Here is a 17501-nt window from a genome sequence, read left to right on the forward strand (position 1 = left end):
TGGTAGGATTTGGTTCCTTGAGCGCCGTCTAGCCCAGTCCATTACACTCGACAAAGCTGACTCTGCCGTCGTCAGGCGGAATTTGATATGCTATGTCGCCGCATTTGACGATGATAACAATTTCCCACTGACAATTTCTGTTGACCCAAGCTGGAGACACTCCCCTCTCATGTCTGCTAGTGCTTTGACCACCACGCTTGCCGAGCGCCTTGCCCGCCGCATCATGATTCTCGATGGCGGCATGGGAACCATGTTGCAGAATGCCCAGCTCAGCGAGGCCGAGTTCCGTGGTGAGCGCTTCAAGGACTGGCCCTCGGATCTCAAGGGCAATAATGACTTGCTGGCCCTGACCTGCCCCGCAGTCGTGCGCGAAATTCATCGCGACTATCTCGAGGCCGGTGCCGATATCATTGAGACCAACACGTTCAACAGCACCCGCCTCTCCCAATCCGACTACGGCATGGAGTCGCTGGTGGTCGAACTCAACCGGGAATCGGCACGGCTGGCACGGGAGGTCTGCGATGCCGTGGGCGACGAAACCGGAGTGCCGCGGTATGTCGCCGGCGTGCTGGGACCGACCTCGCGAACCGCCTCGCTCTCGCCGGACGTCAACGATCCAGCCAAGCGCAACGTGACGTTCGACGAGTTGCGGGAAAACTACTACGAAGCTGCCGAGGCCCTGATCGAAGGCGGTTGTGATCTGATCATGATCGAGACGATCTTCGACACCTTGAACGCCAAGGCAGCGATCTATGCTCTGGAAGAACTGTTCGAAGACCGGGGCGAACGCTTGCCGGTGATGATTTCCGGCACCATTACCGATGCCTCCGGCCGCACCCTCTCCGGCCAGACCACCGAGGCGTTCTGGAACTCGGTCCGTCATGCGCAACCGCTCTCGGTCGGTCTCAACTGCGCCCTGGGAGCCGAGGAACTACGCCCCTATCTGGAAGAGCTCTCGGTCAAGGCAGACACATTCGTTTCGGCGCACCCCAACGCCGGTTTGCCCAATGAATTCGGCGAGTACGACCAGTCGCCGGAAGAAATGGCGACCATCGTCGCCGAGTTCGCCGCAAGCGGGCTGGTCAATATCATCGGTGGATGCTGCGGCTCGACCCCGGAACATATTCAGGCCATTGCCGAAGCGGTACGAGAGATGGCGCCACGGCAGGTACCCGAACGGCCCCGCGCCTGCCGCCTGTCGGGTCTCGAGCCCTTCAACATCGAGTCCGACTCGCTGTTCGTCAATGTCGGCGAGCGCACCAACGTTACTGGGTCCGCCCGTTTCAAGCGCCTGATTGTCGAAGAGGACTACACCACAGCGCTGGAAGTGGCGCTGGAGCAGGTGCAAAACGGCGCCCAGGTAATCGATATCAACATGGACGAGGGCATGCTCGAGTCCCAGGAAGCGATGGTGCGCTTTCTCAATCTGATCGCCGGTGAGCCGGATATCGCTCGTGTGCCGATCATGATCGACTCCTCCAAATGGGAGATCATCGAGGCCGGGCTCAAGTGCGTCCAGGGCAAGGCGGTAGTCAATTCCATCTCCATGAAGGAGGGCGAGGAAGTCTTTCGCCAACAGGCCACCGCCTGTCGCCGCTTCGGTGCGGCGATCATCGTCATGGCCTTCGACGAGCAGGGCCAAGCCGATACCTTCGAGCGCAAGGTGGAAATCTGCGAGCGGGCCTACCGCCTGCTGGTCGACGAGATTGGATTTCCGGCGGAAGACATCATCTTCGATCCCAATATCTTCGCCATTGCCACCGGTATCGAAGAGCACAACAACTATGCCATGGACTTCATCCAGGCAACCCAGTGGATTCGCGATAATCTGCCCCATGCGATGATTTCCGGCGGGGTCTCCAATGTCTCGTTCTCGTTCCGCGGCAACAATCCGGTGCGCGAGGCGATTCACTCGGTCTTTCTCTACCACGCCATCAAGGCCGGTCTCACCATGGGTATCGTCAATGCCGGTCAGTTGGCCGTCTACGACGACCTGCCGGCGGAGCTGCGCGAAGCGGTCGAAGACGTGGTGCAGAACCGCCGCGCCGACAGTACCGAGCGATTGCTGGAAATCGCCGACCAGTACAAGGGCGACGGCAGTGGTGGCCCCAAGAAGGAAGACCTGGAGTGGCGCACCCTGCCGGTCAACGAGCGTATCTCCCACGCCCTGGTGAAAGGCATCACCGCCTACATCGAGGAAGACACCGAAGAGGCCCGCGCTCGGGCCGCCAGACCTATCGAAGTCATCGAAGGGCCGTTGATGGATGGCATGAACGTGGTCGGCGACCTGTTCGGTGCCGGCAAGATGTTCCTGCCCCAGGTGGTCAAGTCGGCGCGGGTGATGAAGCAGGCGGTGGCCTACCTGATTCCCTATATCGAGGCGGAGAAGACCGAGGACACCCAGGCCAAGGGCAAGATCGTCATGGCCACGGTCAAGGGCGACGTTCACGATATCGGCAAGAATATCGTCGGCGTGGTCTTGCAATGCAACAACTACGACGTCGTCGACTTGGGCGTGATGGTGCCCGCCGAAAAGATTCTACAAACCGCCAGAGACGAGAAAGCCGACATCATCGGTCTTTCGGGGCTGATTACCCCGTCTCTGGACGAGATGGTGCATGTGGCCAAGGAGATGCAGCGCCAAGGCTTCGACCTGCCCCTGCTGATCGGCGGCGCCACGACCTCCAAGGCGCATACGGCGGTGAAGATCGAGCCTCAGTACGAGCACCCGGTAATCTACGTCACCGATGCCTCGCGAGCGGTGGGCGTGGCCGGGAAGCTGCTGGCGCCGAATCTCAAGCCGGACTACGTGGCGGAGATCCGCCAGGACTATGAGAAGGTGCGAGAGCGCAATGCCAAGCGCCGCCCCAAGGCGGCCGATCTCGATTACGCCCAGGCACGCAAGCGGCGTTTCCGCACCGACTGGGAAAGCTTCACTCCGCCCGCGCCCCATATGACAGGGCTCAAGACCTTCACCGACTACGATCTAGGCGAGCTGATCGAGCGTATCGACTGGACGCCATTCTTCATGAGCTGGCAGCTGGCGGGCAAGTATCCCAAGATCCTCGACGACAAGGTGGTCGGTGAGGCTGCACGAAGCTTGTTTGCCGATGCCCAGGCCATGCTCAAGAAGCTGATCGACGAAAACCTGGTCCAGGCGCGCGGTGTGATCGGCCTGTGGCCCGCCAATAGCGTCGATGACGATGTGATCGAGGTCTATGCCGATGAATCACGTAGTGAAGTGATCGAGCGACTGCATCATATTCGCCAGCAGATGACCAAGAACCGCGATGGTATCTGCTATAGCCTGGCCGACTTCATCGCTCCCAAGGCAAGCGGCAGGCCGGATTGGATCGGCGGTTTCGCGGTTACCACCGGCCACGGAGTCGAAGAGTTGTCCAAGGCCTACGAGGCCGCGGGTGACGACTATAACGCCATCATGGTGCAGGCACTGACGGACCGCCTGGCGGAAGCATTCGCCGAGCGTATGCACGAGCGGGTGCGCAAGGAGTTCTGGGGCTATGTACCGCAGGAAACGCTGGATAACGAGGCACTGATAGCGGAGAAATACCAGGGGATTCGTCCCGCGCCGGGCTACCCGGCGTGTCCCGACCATACCGAGAAGGCAACGCTGTTCCGCTTGCTAGATGCCGAACGCCAGACAGGCCTTCGTCTCACCGAGAACTTCGCCATGTGGCCCGCTGCGGCGGTGTCGGGCTGGTATTTCTCTCACCCCCAATCCAAGTATTTCTCCACCGGCAAGATTACTCGGGATCAGGTAGAAGTCTTGGCGCAGCGCAAGGGCATGGCATTGACGGAGCTGGAGCGCTGGTTGTCGCCGGTGCTCTCCTACGATCCGAGTTGAGCGTGCTGCCCGAACCGCACCGGCGTCGGCGAATCCTGCGGCTGGCGTTACCGATCATCGCCGGGATGCTTTCACAGAGCGTGCTCAACCTGGTCGATGCCGCCCTGGTGGGGTCGCTTGGTGAAATCGCCCTGGCGGGGGTGGGCATCGGCGGCTATGCCATGTTCATGATCACAGCACTGGTATTTGGTCTGTCGTCAGCGGTTCAGGCGCAAACCGCGCATTTTTATGGTGCCGAGCAAGCCAGTGGACATGTTCGGCCTCTTAATGCCGGACTGATACTGGGGCTCGCGGTCTCCGTGCCTGTCACCTTGATGGCGCTATGGCAGGCGCCGCTCCTGGTGACGCTGCTCAACGACTCAGCGGACGTCCAGGCGGTAGCGGTCGAGTATTTCCGCTGGCGAGTATTATCCTTGGCGGCTATCGCCATGACGCTGTGCTTTCGCGGCTACTGGAATGGTATCCAGCAGACTGGAATGTATTTTCGTATCATCCTGGTGGTACATGTCTTCAACGTGCTGGCTAGTATCGGCTTGATCTTCGGTCATTTCGGGTTGCCGAAAATGGGCGCCGCCGGAGCGGGACTCGGCACGACGTTGTCGCTGTTCGCGGGACTGCTACTCTGGTTATTCGTCAGCCCGAGAGAGTCTCGGCAAGCCTCTGTTTGCGGTAACCTGCCGCCGCGCCGTACATTGCTTGCTACCCTGGTCCTGGCGGTTCCGCACTCTTTACAGCAGCTATGGTTCGCCGCTGGCTATGCCGTCCTGTTCTGTCTATTGGGGCGGATCGATACCGCAAGCGTTGCGCTGGGACATGTGCTGATCAATCTTTCGCTGCTGTTGATTCTGCCGGGAGTGGGGCTGGGAGTGGCGGCGATGAGTCTGGTGGGTGAAGCGCTGGGTCGAGACGCACGCCACGAAGCCCATCGCTGGGGATGGGATGTGTTGCGCGTCGCTTGGTGGTGTCTGGCTGCCTTGGCACTGCCCATGCTGGTGGTGCCCGAACGGGTATTGGGTATTTTCCTCACGGATCCCGAGATCATCGACATGGGGCTTCTTCCCCTGCGATTGACGGCAGTGATGATCGTCCTCGATGCTGCAGCCCTTGTTCTGGCCCAGGCGCTACTCGGAGCCGGGGCGCAACGTACCGTCATGTCGCTGACTCTGGGAATGCAATGGCTGGTCTTTCTGCCGCTGGCCTGGCTGGTCGGTGTCGAGCTTGGATATGGGCTGCTAGGCGTCTGGTGGGTCCAACTGGGCTATCGGATACTCAATTCGGCTGGTTTTGTGCTGATCTGGCAACGCAAACGCTGGGTAACACGGCGGCTGCACTCAAGCGTTATCTAATGACCGCGCTCTACCCGGATCGATCATCGAAGGATTTGATGTCTCTTTAATACAAATTTGAAATAAAAAGATAATTATATATTCTTTTGTAGAATATATACCGCGCGTTAAGGTAACGGGTACTTCGATGTCCCGTCCGGACGCGATCACTTTGCATCTGCAGGACCGTGCCTAATGTATCGTTACGATAATCATGATCAAACCCTGGTCGAGGAGCGTGTCGCCCAGTTCCGCGACCAGATGGCGCGTTATCGCGCTGGACGCCTGGGTGAGAGCGAGTTCCTCCCCTTGCGTCTGCAAAACGGTCTCTATATCCAGAGACACGCTCCCATGCTGCGCATCGCGATCCCCTACGGCATGCTGGCGGGCTATCAATTACGCGGGCTGGCAAAGATCACGCGTCGCTATGATCGAGGCTACGGACATTTCACCACCCGGCAGAATCTGCAGCTCAACTGGCCGGATATGGACGATGTGCCCGACATCCTGGCGGAGCTGGCGACCATCCAGATGCATGCTATCCAGACCAGCGGCAACTGCATTCGCAATACCACCAGCGACCAGTTTGCGGGTATCGCCCTAGACGAAGTGGAAGATCCCCGCCCCTGGTGCGAGTTGATCCGTCAATGGTCCACTCTGCACCCCGAATTTGCCTTCCTGCCGCGCAAGTTCAAGATTGCGGTCAGCGGGGCGACTACGGACCGTGCCGCCATTCAGGTTCACGATATCGGCCTGCGCTTGTGGTACAACGAGCAAGGCGAGCTGCGAGTGCGCGTTCTTGCCGGCGGCGGCCTGGGCCGTACGCCGATGATCGGCGACGTGGTTCGTGATGATCTGCCGTGGGAGCACCTGCTCACCTATCTGGAAGCTTGTGTACGGGTCTACAACCAGTTCGGACGTCGCGACAACAAGTTCAAGGCGCGTATCAAGATTCTGGTCAAGGCGTTGGGCATCGAGGAGTACCGTCGCCGCGTCGAAGAGGAATGGGTACATCTGAAAGACGGACCGCAAACCCTGAACCAGGCCGCCGTGGACGCCGCCAAGGCACACTTCCCCGAGCCCGATCGCCGGCCGGTGGCCGAAAGCGCGATAGCCGATTTCGAACGGCTTCGCAGCGAAAATCGCAGTTTCGCGCGCTTCGTGACCAACAACGTCACCGACCACAAGGTGCCGGGTTACAAGGCAGTGACGCTGTCGTTGAAGCGCCGCGAACATGCGCCGGGAGACGTGACCGCCGATCAGATGGAAGCCGTGGCGGACCTGGCCGACCGTTTCGGGTTCGGCGAGATCCGCGTTACTCACGAGCAGAACCTGGTACTCTCGGACGTCCCGGTGGATGAGCTGGAAGTGCTGTGGCGGGAGCTTGAGGCACTCGGCATGGCCAACCCCACAGTGGGAACCCTCAACGATATCATATGCTGCCCAGGCGGCGATTATTGTGCTCTGGCCAATGCGGTTTCCATTCCCATAGCCCAGGCGTTACAGGAACGCTTCGAGGATCTCGATTTTCTCTACGACCTGGGTCCGCTGGATCTGAATATTTCCGGCTGCATGAATGCCTGTGGCCATCACCATGTCGGCCATATCGGCATCCTCGGCGTCGACAAGAAAGGCGAAGAGTATTACCAGATCTCGCTGGGTGGCAACGCCACCGACGATGCATCCTTGGGCAAGATTCTCGGTCCCTCCTTCTTCCGCGAGGACGTCCCGGACGTGGTCGACAAGGTACTCAAGGTGTATGTGGAACAGCGTCACGAGGATGAACGCTTCCTCGACACTTACCGTCGTATCGGCCTCAAACCGTTCAAGGAGCGTGTATATGCCTGATTCTCTTGTGCATGTCGATCATTTGATCGCTCACGGCGAGCTTGCGGCAGAGAACTCCTGGTGCGTCTCGTACGACGAGGAAGCGTTGCCGGAGCAGCGTCCGGCCATTGTTCCGCTGGGACTGTGGCTAGCCAACAGCAGCGATGCCGAACTCGCCCCGCTGCTGGCAAGCGATACCGAGCTTACCGTATCGCTTGCCAAGGAGCTGAAAGCTTCCCCTTTGGTGGCGGTCAATTTTCCCGCCTTCACCGATGGCCGTGGCTATAGTTTGGCCCGGTTGCTTCGTGAGCGTTTCGCCTATCCCGGTGAAATTCGTGCGGTAGGCGATGTCCTGGTCGATCAGCTCAACTACATGCGTCGCTGCGGTTTCGATACCATGGCGCTACGCGATGACCAGCATCCTGAGGATGCGCTGCGTGCGCTCAACGCTTTCAGCGTGCGCTACCAGACCGATGTGCAAGAGCGCACCGCCATCTTCACCAAGCGCCTGGAAAACTCCTGAGTTTTCCAGGCCTGGCTCGAAACGGCTAACCCCGGCGTTTCTGCTGGCGCTCACGGTTATTGGCCTTGGCCCGGTCGCTCTTGCGTAGCATGACCCAGGTTGCCCCCAGCCCACCATCCGCGGGTTGGGCCGAGGCGATTGCCTGTACCTCGTCGATCTGGGCTAGCCACTTGACCAGATATGAGCGCAGGACATTGGCCGGGCTGTCGATTTCACGGCCACGGCCATGGATGATCATGACCGAGCGCAAGTCATGGGCATAGGCATCCTGAATAAAGGGCAGAACCATGCGCCGGCATTCGGCCAGGGGGCGTCGCAACAGGTGCAGATGGGCCTGGGCGGTATAACCTCCATGGCGTAAGCGATCCATCACCCCCTGCTGAATGCCGTCACGGTGAAACTCGACGGGATCAAAGGGCGGCAGCAAGTCGACGAAATCATCGGACAGGAAGTTATCGTCTCCCAACGCCGCTTCCGCTCCTGCTCTGCGCGCCAGTTGGGCGTCGGACGGGGCACGGCTGGTCTTGCGGATATCGGCACGGTTGCCTGAGCGTAGCGGCTTCACGTCTCCCACCAACGCTTGAAAGTCCACATCTTGATGACAAGACTGGTTCATGGCTGTGCCTCCCGATTGATGATTGCCTTCATCCTAGCAAAAACCTGAGGTCCAGCTTAAGTATTCAGCCAAGCCTGTATCCGGATCTGGCACTCCCATGACTTGAACCATATCCCGGTTTCGCCCAAGCTGCCGGTTTTACTCGGGTAGCTTTCATGCGCCGGTTCAAACGTGTCATCGTTGCCGCTTTCGCCATCGTGGTGGGAATCGCCTGTTGGCTATGGCTGACCATGCTGAGTCCTTGGTTCTACGATCCCCCTTCCACTCTGCAACCCATTGAAGATCGCACCCATGACGTCTTCGTCTACGGTACCTTGCGCCATTCCCTTGTACGGCTTGTGGTGATAGGCCGCATGGGCGAGCCCGACCCGGCTTATCTAGAAGGCTTTCGTCGCGAAGGGCTGGATCTGAAGGCTTCCGCCGGGGATGCTGTTGCGGGACAACTCTTGCAGGTATCGGCCCGCGAGCTTGCGCGCCTGGACCGCTACGAGCGCCTGGGTATTCGCTACGAGCGTTTCCGCGTCACGCTGAAGGATGGCTCGTGCGCCTGGGTCTACCGGCGCCTGGCGGCAGAGGATTCCAGTACCGGCAGCATCCCTGTACCGGGCTTGCCTCTGGTATCATTGGGTGATTATTCGTTTCCCGGACAGGATGCACGATGACAGACGCTACCTCTTATGTACTGATCCTCTTCTACTCCCGCCATGGCGCCACGGCGGAAATGGCTCGGCAAATAGCGGCTGGCGTCGAGAGTGTCGCCGGGATGACGGCAAAGCTGCGAACCGTGCCAGCTGTTTCGCCTACCTGCGAAGCCGTGGATGAAGAGATTCCGGCAGAAGGCGCCGTGTATGCCACCCTCGACGATCTCAGACAATGCAGCGGCCTGGCGCTGGGTAGCCCGACTCGCTTCGGTAATATGGCGGCACCGCTCAAGTACTTTCTCGATACCACCAGCTCGTTATGGATGAACGGAGCACTGATCGACAAGCCCGCCTGCGCGTTCACTTCGACATCCAGCCTGCACGGTGGTCAGGAGAGTACCCTGCTCTCCATGCTGCTCCCGCTACTTCATCACGGCATGGTTTATGCCGGGCTTCCTTACAGCGAAATTCGTCTGATCTCCACGCAATCAGGGGGCACACCTTACGGCGCATCGCATGTAGCCGGCGCGCGCAGCGACAAGCAGCTGGATGAAGACGAGAGAGCCCTGGCGTACGCACAAGGGCGGCGGATCGCCCGCCTCACTCAGGCGCTTGAAGCGATGCGACAGGAGACGACGGTATGAGAAAGTGGCTGGAAGGTGTGGAACAACGACACGGCCTGCCCTTGCTCGTCCATCGCTCTCGCCAGCTGGTGGTGGTGAGCTTTTGCCTGCTTTTGTTGTTGATGCTATACCGAGGCTTTGCCATCCAGGGCGATGGAAGCCAATGGGGGCCGATGGTTGCCTTCGTTTTGCCTTTGCTGCTGTTTTTGCCTTCGATTCTGGGCCATCGCCCGCGCGGTCATGCATGGCTGGCATTCGTCAGCTTGTTGTATTTCACTCAGGGGGTCATGGTGGCTACCCTGCCGGGTCAAGGGGTGCGAGGTGTGATCGAGGCGATGGTGTCGTTGGCCCTGTTCACCGGTTGCATGGGATATGCACGATTCAAGAGCCGCCAGACCCAACGCCGTTGAGCTGAACGAACTGCTTGAGCTTTTTATACATCCCGGCGAACATGGATAAAAATCAAGGAGAACAAGCCGATGACACGCAATATTAGCGATATCAGGCGCGATTATGAAGGCGGCCATCTGCAAGAATCCGACACCCCGAACGAGCCTCTGGTACTGTTCGACGAGTGGTTCACCTTGGCCGTGGAAAGCGAAGAAGACGATGCCAACGCAATGACCCTGGCCACCGTGGACAGCCAGGGGCGCCCGCATGCCCGTGTGGTGCTGCTGAAGGGTTTCGACGAGCAGGGAATGGTTTTTTTCACCAACTACCATAGCCACAAAGGCAGCGAACTGACCAACGTACCTTTTGCCGCCATGGTGTTCTGGTGGCCTTCCCTTTCGCGCCAGGTGCGTATCGAAGGCAGGGTGGAAGTCGTCAGTGCCGAAGAATCAGATGAGTACTTCACCAGCCGCCCGCGTGGAAGCCAGCTGGGAGCCTGGATCGCGACTCAGAGCGTGGTTATACCGGGCCGGAGCTGGATCGAAGAACGTCAGAAACGTTTCGAACAAGCCTACGAAGGTCAGGATATTCCTCGTCCCATTCATTGGGGTGGCTATCGTCTGGTCCCGGACATGCTCGAGTTCTGGCAAGGCCAGCCGAGCCGGCTGCACGACCGTATTCGTTATGAACGCCGCGACGGTGACGGTCACTGGAATCGCTTCCGTCTGGCACCTTGAGCGTCATGACTCGTCGGTAATCGGTAGTCAATAATAGTCAGTATCGGCACTTGCCCGGCAAAAAACCGGGCTTGATTCAGTCTGGCAAGCTTTCCAGGCGATGGCGCTGCCACTCGCTTTCAGGCTCATTGAGTCGCATTACGGCATCCACGACCTGCTCTTCCATGTTGTAGCGACAACGAAAACCCAGATGCTTCATCAATGCCCGCATGGGATGGTTGTCCACCATGATCTTGCCGATCATTTCCAGGGTACCAATACTGGTACAGTAAGCGATCATCTTGTTCATCAACAGGCTGCCGATCCCTAGCCCCTGCAGGTCGTCGCGGATGATCACCGAGAACTCGGTACGAATATTGTCGGGGTCGTTCCATACCCGTACCACGCCGAGCATTTCCTTGCCGCCGTCATCCCGTTGATGTTCTGCGATAAACGCCATCTGGCGATCGTAGTTGATGTGCGAAAGGATCGACAGGTCGCGCTGGGTCAAATCCGACTTGTTGTGGAAGTAGCGAAAGCGAATGCTCTCTTCCGACAGCTGGCGGTGGAAAGTGGTGATCAGCGGTGCATCCTCCGCCCGGATGGGACGAACCTCGACTTGCCAGCCATTTTTCAGCGTTACCCATTCCCGAAGCTCCTCGGGGTACGGCAGAATGGCAAAGCGAGCCGGCGCACCGAGATCCATGGCAAAGTCCACGGCCATGACCCCATCGCGATTCAACAGCAGCGGGTTCAGCTCCAGGCCGCGTAATTCGCTTAAATCCGACGCCATCTGCGAGAGCTTGACCAGCATCTGACAAAGTTGCTGGATATCGCGTTGTGGATCTGCGGAGTGTTCACGAATCAGCGAGGCAGCGTGGGTACGGCCCACCATATCCGCCGCCAGGCTCATGTTGAGTGGGGGCAAGGCTACCTGACGGTCCGCCAGCACGTTAACCTTGTAGCCGCCGATGCCGAATACGATCACCGGTCCGAAAACCGGATCGCGCGTGATACCGGCACAGATCTGCATCGAATGCTTGCCACGTTGCATCGGCTGCAAGCAATATTCTCGGATAGCGTACTCGGGAAACTTCTCGCCAACCTTCTCCCCTAGCTGGCGGATACCGTCGGCTACTTGCTCGGGCGACACTAGATCCTGCATTAGACCGGCGGAAATCTTGTGAGGATGCTTACGGTACCGGTAAGGTCGGCAGTTCCCTTCGTGTACCACCTTCAACGCCTTGGGGCCCGACATTTCCTCGGCGACTCGAAAGCCTTCTTCTGCAGTGGTGACATAGCGGCTGGTGGCAACGGGAATACCGTAGGCTTCCAGAACCTGTGCCGTTTCCGAGTGCGTCAAGGTCTGACGCCCCTGCTCCTTGGCCTGAGCAATCAGCGTCCGGCAACGCCCACGAATTTCCTGGCTGGTGGAGAATGGCAAGCTGGGCGGAGTTTCCTGCAGCAGGGCCTGGACGCGCTGGTAATCCACCATGTGCGTGAAAGCCTTCACTGCTTTTTCCGGGGAGATGTAGGTAGCAATACCCGCCACGTTGCACTCGTGGCGGGCTTTCAAGGCCTCTTCCAACCCCATCCAACTGGTCAGCAAGTTACGCTTGAAGCGCTTGCGGTTAGCGATCAGCGCCTGCGCCGTAATCTTGGAAGGTGCCATCCGAGTTGGCGCGTGAACGACCAGCACAGCATCGACATTGGCATCAGTCGCTACCACTTCCAGTGCCTCGACAAAACGCTCGGGCGTGGCGTTCCCGCCGATATCCACCGGATTTTCGCCGGGTTTGCTCATATCTACATTGCTGCTTCGCAGGGCATCGCGCGTCTCGTTGGTGAACTCCGCGATCTTACCGCCGGCACTGATCAACTTGTCGATGGCAAGCATGGCCGGACCCAAGCCATTGGAAACCACGGCAAGCCGATCACCGCGCAGCGGTTTCATACGCGACAGGGTCTCCAGGGCATCGAAAAGCTCATCCGAATCGTTGACCCGCACCACACCCGCCCGAGAAAAGGCCGCATCGAAAACCACGTCTCGATTGGCAATACCCGGTGTGGGTTCCATCCCGGATATATCCGAGGCGGGAGTACGACCGCTTTTTATCGCCAGCACCAAGCGATTGCGTGAGGCATCCCTGACCGAGGTCATGAAGTGCTGGGCATCCTTGACATGCTCGAGATGCAAGAGAATCGCCTGGGCTGGAGAAAATTGGTTCACATAGTCGATCAAATCGGGTAGTAGCACATCGACACTATCGCCTACAGTGATCAGATGCGAGAAGCCCACGCCTCGCCCGGCCGCCCAGTCGATCATGGCATTGGCCAGCATCCCCGACTGGCCCAGGTAGGCGACACGCCCAGCCTTGACTGGCTGGCTGGCATAGGAAGCGTTGAGCTTCTTGCCCGGCACGATGAGCCCCATGCATTCGGGGCCCAGTACCCGGATACCCGATTCCCGCGCGGCACGCAGCATTCGTTCGCGGATAGACCCCTTGTTGCCCTTGTCGCGATCGAGATACGCACCTCCCGAAAGAACCAACGCCGCCTTTACACCGAAATTTCCCAGTTGACTGATAAGCTTGGGTACGCCATCAATAGGAGAACAGACCACCGCAAGATCAGGAACCTCGGGCAAGTGTTCCACGCGGCTAAAGCAAGGCTCGCCGTATACCCGCTCGTAACCCTTGAGGTTTACCGCCCAAATCTGGCCCCGGTACGCCCCATCCTGGATGTTGCGTAGCACCAGACCGCCCAATGAGTTGGGTTTTTCGGAGGCACCGAACACGGCCAGGGTCCGGGGTTCGAAGAAGTGATGTAAAAAGCGGGTACTCACGTGTGGCTCTCCCTTAGGTCGTTAGGTTCTGTGTACGACTTATTGACACTGTCGCGCAAGGGTGAATCACGCTTAAGGTGATTTTAATCATAATGGAGCGCCTGGATGATCACCGCCTACCTTACCCACCCGGACTGCCAATTGCATCATATGGGGCCGGAACACCCTGAAAGCCCGTTGCGTCTCGAGGCGATTCGCGCGCGGCTTTCCCTGAGTGGTTTATTGCAACAGACAATGCAGGCGGATGCCAGGGAAGCCAGCCAAGAGCAGTTGGCAAGAGTGCATCCCACCCGTCATCTGAAAGCACTGGATAAATGCGTTCCCGAAGAAGGGATTGTCACGCTGGATAGCGACACGATGATGAACCCCGATAGCTTGCAGGCAGCGCGCATGGCGGCCGGCGCGGTTATTCGGGGAGTCGACCAGGTCTTCAAACGTCAAGCGGATAACGTCTTCTGCGCGGTTCGCCCACCTGGCCACCATGCGGAAGCCACCGATGCCATGGGATTCTGTTTCTACAACAATGTCGCCGTGGGCGCTGCCCATGCCCGGGAGAAATACGGTGCTCGACGCATCGCGATCCTGGATTTCGATGTGCATCAGTGCAACGGCACCATCGATATCTTCAAGAACGACCCCGAAATACTAATTTGCACCAGTTTCCAGTACCCCTTCTATCCGTGGCGTTACTTGCGCAGCGAATGGCAGAACGTAGTGAATACTCCGCTGGAGGTGGGAACCGACAGTAGCTCCTTCCGGCGCATCATCGAAGGGCAGTGGTTGCCGGCGTTGCATGCTTTCAAACCGGATCTGGTCATGATTTCGGCGGGATTCGACGCGCATCGGGAAGATCCCATGGCGGATATCTGCCTGGAGGACGAAGATTTCTACTGGATTACCCATATGGCCATGGAAATCGCCACGTTGTATGCCGATAACCGGGTGGTATCGGTACTCGAAGGCGGCTATGACCACGATTCGCTGGCCCGGGGAGTGGAAGCGCATCTCAAGGCCTTGCTGGGACTGCCCTTCGCCACCCCAACCACCGAGTCATAACGCCCTTTCGCGCCGGGCCACCGAAAGCGCCAAAGCCATGTGCTATCATACGCGATTTCGTTGGCCCGATACCCATCCTTGTGTCTATGACCGTTTTCCCTGAACATCATGCTGCTTTACGTATTGCCGCGGGGCGCAAGCCCTTCGTCGAGCCCTTGCGTTTGGGTGAGCGGCTGAAGGCGATCCGCCTGGCCAACCACTGGACATTAGAAGATGTCAGCCGACGCACGGGACTGGCACGCTCGACCCTCTCCAAGATCGAGAACGATCAGCTTTCACCCACCTTCACCGCCGTGCAGAAACTGGTGGGTGGGCTCAATATCGACCTTCCGCAGCTATTCACTCCGCCGAAAAAAGAACACCATACTCTGGCGCGACGTGATCTTACCCGTAGCGGCAAGGGGCAGCTTCACCCAACGCCGACCTATGAACACGAACTACTTGGTCATCAGCTGGCACAAAAGCGGATGATCCCCTTCAAGACCATTGTCCGCGCCCGCGACTTCACAGAATTTCAGCAGTGGGTTCGTCACGACGGGGAAGAGTTTCTCATGATTCTTTCAGGCAGTATCTTGCTGTATAGCGAATTCTACGCGCCGTTGAGCCTGAATGAAGGTGACAGTATCTATTTCGATAGCGATATGGGTCACGCCCTCGTTTCCATCGGTGAAGCGGACGCCACGGTGCTTTCGGTATGTACCCGCGGCGACCTGGACTAGTCAACTGATGAACAGGCAATGCAAGGAGGTAAGAATGCAAGAACTAGACGAGGCAACACGCACCCAACTCGAGGCAGCTGCATTCAGACGGCTACTCGCCCACTTGGATGAACACAAGGAAGTACAGAATATCGACCTGATGATCCTGGCCGATTTCTGTCGCAACTGCCTTTCCAAGTGGCTTGTTCAAGCGGGAGAAGAACAGCAACTAACGATATCCGAGGAGCAGGCCCGGGAACATGTCTATGGCATGCCATACCGCGAATGGAAAGCCAAGTATCAGCAACCTGCCACCGCGGAGCAAATGGCTGCCTTTGAGGCCAAGCAACGCCGCAAGCAGGAGCAGCAACAATGATCGGTCTGAATATCGCGGTACTGACACTCTCCGACACGCGTGATGAATCCAGCGATAAAAGCGGAGCCTTTCTGGCGGATGCCCTGACCCAGGCGGGTCACCACCTGGCGGAAAAGTCACTGGTGCCGGATGATATTTACCAGATCCGAGCTCTAGTTTCCCGCTGGATTGCAGACCCTGCGATAGATGTAATTCTTACCACAGGCGGTACCGGATTTACCGGCCGCGACTCCACCCCGGAAGCCATAAGCGTATTGCTGGATCAACCTATTACAGGCTTCGGCGAGCTGTTCCGCCAGATTTCCTATCAGGAAATAGGGAGTTCCACGGTACAGAGCCGCTCTCTGGCAGGGCTTGCCAATCAAACCCTGATCTTTTGTCTTCCCGGCTCCACAGGAGCCTGTCGCACGGCGTGGCAAGGTATCCTTGCCGAACAGCTCGATAGCGATCACCGGCCCTGCAATTTCGCCAACCTCGTGATTCCGGAAAAAAGGCAACATACTTACTGACTGCCAGGATCAAAGGCAATTCGCCGGTTTGGGCAGTCCAGCAAGCTTGGCTACCAGCTTCGCCGGGCTGCCCGGGAAAAGCTGCATTAGATAAATTGAACGCCCTTTTTCCGGCCCCAGCTCGTTACTTACAGCCTTGACCAAGGGGCGCATGGGGGGAGCCATGGCATAATCCTGATAGAAGCGTCGAACGACCTCAATGATTTCCCAATGTGCTTGGGTCAACGTCATTCCCTCTTCCTGAGCCAATAATTCCGCAATATCAGAATTCCACTGCTCTTGTTTAACCAAATAATTTTCAGGATCAAGAGGTATTTGATGTTTGGAATCAAGATAACGGTATATTTCTGTACTTGCCATAATCAGAACCACGTAATGGTTTTATCGGCTGACGCAGTTAGTGCCACGAATCCCGGCATGTCCACGGCATGGCAATCTTGTAGCTGTGCCGCTCGCCCCGCCACACCTCTCGAGCAAGCATCTTCTTCGAGAAAATAGATACGCCCATTCAGCTTATGCCAACCTTCCCACTGGGGCATCAATAGCGCCTGCACGCCATCTTCTATCAACAACAAGCGGTCTTTATCCCCCATGGCACTGATCGCTTGTCTATCGGCAAGGCCATGTCCTGGGGGGTGGTTGAGTATGTGAAGATTCATGCGTCCCCTTTAGAACGTAAGCACTTCGGCATGCCGAGTGATTTCCCGCTGAATCGCCTCGTCGTCACATGCCCTTGCCGGCAAGCGTAAATCCTCGAGAGTCAATTCATAGCGAGCCAGATCTTCCTGAGCGACCAGCACCGTCTCGATATCGTACATTGGCAGCATATCTATTGATGGCGCTGTCGCTTTTTGCCCCGGCGCGCCGGCTGCCTGGTTCGACAACAGAGATAAAATCCCCTCCCCCAGGAAAAGCAGACTGACTTGCTGGCCAAACGCCGCAGCGACCAGGGCAGCATCGAGCCCTTCTCGAAGCCAGCTGGAACCATACGGAGCGTGGCGTAATATCATCAGCAGGTCGGCGGTATCCGAAGACGTCATAGTGAATCTCAAGGAGCGAAGGTAATCATACGATCACACTGCTGCTGCAGCACAATCAGCTGGCCGAGCCCGGTAAGCTCGAAGGGTGCTTCCACGTTATGGTGCGCTTTGCCATGACGCCTGGCTTCCTGCTCATCCATCAACCCGCGGCGCAAGGCGGCCGCGATGCAGACCTCCAGACGCGTGCCGTATTGGCGTTGCAGGGATATCCATTCATCATGCAGGTGCAATTCATCCTGAGGAGGCGCCATGAGGTTGGCTGCGTTATGAACGCCATCATGGTAGAAGAACACCGCCTCGAGCGTGTGCCCTTGTTCTAATAAAGTGATGGCGAAGCGAAGTGCCGAATGAGCGGCCTGGCAGCTATACGGCGGCCCCATGACCAAAAGCGCATATCGCATGCTACTCGGGTTCCTGAAAAAGACTAACCCCGCCGCAAGCGGAGGGGTTA

General features: G+C 58.1%; 18 protein-coding genes. 12 read left to right on the forward strand and 6 right to left on the reverse strand.

Features of this window, described 5'->3' with window-relative positions:
* Positions 1–169 precede the first annotated feature (169 nt).
* From metH to R5M92_RS04770, 4 genes are all read left to right on the forward strand, one after another.
* On the forward strand, positions 170–3865 hold the full coding sequence (gene metH / locus R5M92_RS04755) for a methionine synthase (RefSeq protein WP_346798242.1): 3696 nt from the start codon (positions 170–172) through the stop codon (positions 3863–3865).
* Between the two features lie 2 nt (positions 3866–3867).
* A complete protein-coding gene (locus tag R5M92_RS04760) occupies positions 3868–5211 on the forward strand; it encodes an MATE family efflux transporter (RefSeq protein WP_346799247.1) in 1344 nt (447 codons plus the stop codon).
* Positions 5212–5385: 174 nt separating this feature from the next.
* The gene (locus tag R5M92_RS04765; RefSeq protein WP_346798244.1) at positions 5386–7038 is read left to right on the forward strand and encodes a nitrite/sulfite reductase; all 1653 of its coding nucleotides are present in this window, start codon (positions 5386–5388) and stop codon (positions 7036–7038) included.
* Entirely contained in the window at positions 7031–7540 is a 510-nt protein-coding gene (locus tag R5M92_RS04770; RefSeq protein WP_346798246.1) for a DUF934 domain-containing protein, read from the forward strand. The genes R5M92_RS04765 and R5M92_RS04770 overlap by 8 nt, the downstream gene beginning before the upstream one ends.
* Positions 7541–7565: 25 nt before the next feature.
* Here R5M92_RS04770 and smrA read toward each other — a convergent pair whose 3' ends face one another.
* The gene (gene smrA, locus R5M92_RS04775; protein WP_346798248.1) at positions 7566–8156 is read right to left on the reverse strand and encodes a DNA endonuclease SmrA; all 591 of its coding nucleotides are present in this window, start codon (positions 8154–8156) and stop codon (positions 7566–7568) included.
* Between the two features lie 155 nt (positions 8157–8311).
* Here smrA and R5M92_RS04780 point away from each other — a divergent pair, with 155 nt between their 5' ends.
* The 4 genes from R5M92_RS04780 (at position 8312) to pdxH (ending at position 10547) form a co-directional block, all read left to right on the forward strand.
* Positions 8312–8818: a gamma-glutamylcyclotransferase family protein gene (locus tag R5M92_RS04780; protein WP_346798250.1), complete on the forward strand. Its 507-nt coding sequence runs from the start codon at positions 8312–8314 to the stop codon at positions 8816–8818.
* Positions 8815–9441 carry an NAD(P)H:quinone oxidoreductase gene (gene wrbA / locus R5M92_RS04785; protein WP_346798252.1) on the forward strand — a complete coding sequence of 209 codons (627 nt, stop codon included), beginning with the start codon at positions 8815–8817 and terminating at the stop codon, positions 9439–9441. The genes R5M92_RS04780 and wrbA overlap by 4 nt, the downstream gene beginning before the upstream one ends.
* Positions 9438–9830 (forward strand): DUF2069 domain-containing protein, encoded by a 393-nt coding sequence (locus tag R5M92_RS04790; protein ID WP_346798254.1) that lies wholly within the window; start codon positions 9438–9440, stop codon positions 9828–9830. Before wrbA ends, R5M92_RS04790 begins: the two co-directional genes overlap by 4 nt.
* A gap of 69 nt (positions 9831–9899) precedes the next feature.
* Positions 9900–10547, forward strand: a complete 648-nt coding sequence (pdxH, locus tag R5M92_RS04795) for a pyridoxamine 5'-phosphate oxidase (RefSeq protein WP_346798255.1) — start codon at positions 9900–9902, stop codon at positions 10545–10547.
* Positions 10548–10623: 76 nt separating this feature from the next.
* Here the strand turns inward: pdxH and R5M92_RS04800 are convergent, their stop codons facing one another.
* Positions 10624–13371: a bifunctional acetate--CoA ligase family protein/GNAT family N-acetyltransferase gene (locus R5M92_RS04800; RefSeq protein ID WP_346798256.1), complete on the reverse strand. Its 2748-nt coding sequence runs from the start codon at positions 13369–13371 to the stop codon at positions 10624–10626.
* A 105-nt stretch (positions 13372–13476) separates the two neighbouring features.
* Between R5M92_RS04800 and R5M92_RS04805 the strand changes: the two genes are divergently transcribed.
* From R5M92_RS04805 to moaB, 4 genes are all read left to right on the forward strand, one after another.
* Complete coding sequence (locus R5M92_RS04805) at positions 13477–14427, forward strand: histone deacetylase family protein (protein ID WP_346798258.1); 951 nt, start codon at positions 13477–13479, stop codon at positions 14425–14427.
* Between the two features lie 86 nt (positions 14428–14513).
* Positions 14514–15146, forward strand: a complete 633-nt coding sequence (locus R5M92_RS04810; protein WP_346799249.1) for an XRE family transcriptional regulator — start codon at positions 14514–14516, stop codon at positions 15144–15146.
* A gap of 34 nt (positions 15147–15180) precedes the next feature.
* Positions 15181–15501 carry a DUF1244 domain-containing protein gene (locus tag R5M92_RS04815; protein WP_346798260.1) on the forward strand — a complete coding sequence of 107 codons (321 nt, stop codon included), beginning with the start codon at positions 15181–15183 and terminating at the stop codon, positions 15499–15501.
* On the forward strand, positions 15498–16010 hold the full coding sequence (moaB, locus tag R5M92_RS04820; protein ID WP_346798262.1) for a molybdenum cofactor biosynthesis protein B: 513 nt from the start codon (positions 15498–15500) through the stop codon (positions 16008–16010). Before R5M92_RS04815 ends, moaB begins: the two co-directional genes overlap by 4 nt.
* 9 nt (positions 16011–16019) lie before the next feature.
* Here the strand turns inward: moaB and R5M92_RS04825 are convergent, their stop codons facing one another.
* Genes R5M92_RS04825 through tusD form a run of 4 tightly spaced genes read right to left on the reverse strand, consistent with a single transcriptional unit; the run spans position 16020 to position 17451 of the window.
* Positions 16020–16370, reverse strand: a complete 351-nt coding sequence (locus R5M92_RS04825; protein ID WP_346798264.1) for a TusE/DsrC/DsvC family sulfur relay protein — start codon at positions 16368–16370, stop codon at positions 16020–16022.
* Between the two features lie 2 nt (positions 16371–16372).
* Positions 16373–16669: a sulfurtransferase complex subunit TusB gene (gene tusB / locus R5M92_RS04830; protein WP_346798266.1), complete on the reverse strand. Its 297-nt coding sequence runs from the start codon at positions 16667–16669 to the stop codon at positions 16373–16375.
* A 9-nt stretch (positions 16670–16678) separates the two neighbouring features.
* On the reverse strand, positions 16679–17050 hold the full coding sequence (gene tusC / locus R5M92_RS04835; RefSeq protein WP_346798268.1) for a sulfurtransferase complex subunit TusC: 372 nt from the start codon (positions 17048–17050) through the stop codon (positions 16679–16681).
* 8 nt (positions 17051–17058) lie between these two features.
* Positions 17059–17451, reverse strand: a complete 393-nt coding sequence (gene tusD / locus R5M92_RS04840) for a sulfurtransferase complex subunit TusD (protein ID WP_346798269.1) — start codon at positions 17449–17451, stop codon at positions 17059–17061.
* Between the last annotated feature and the right edge of the window lie 50 nt (positions 17452–17501).

It is taken from the genome of Halomonas sp. Bachu 37 (assembly GCF_039691755.1).
Lineage (GTDB): Bacteria > Pseudomonadota > Gammaproteobacteria > Pseudomonadales > Halomonadaceae > Vreelandella > Vreelandella kashgarensis.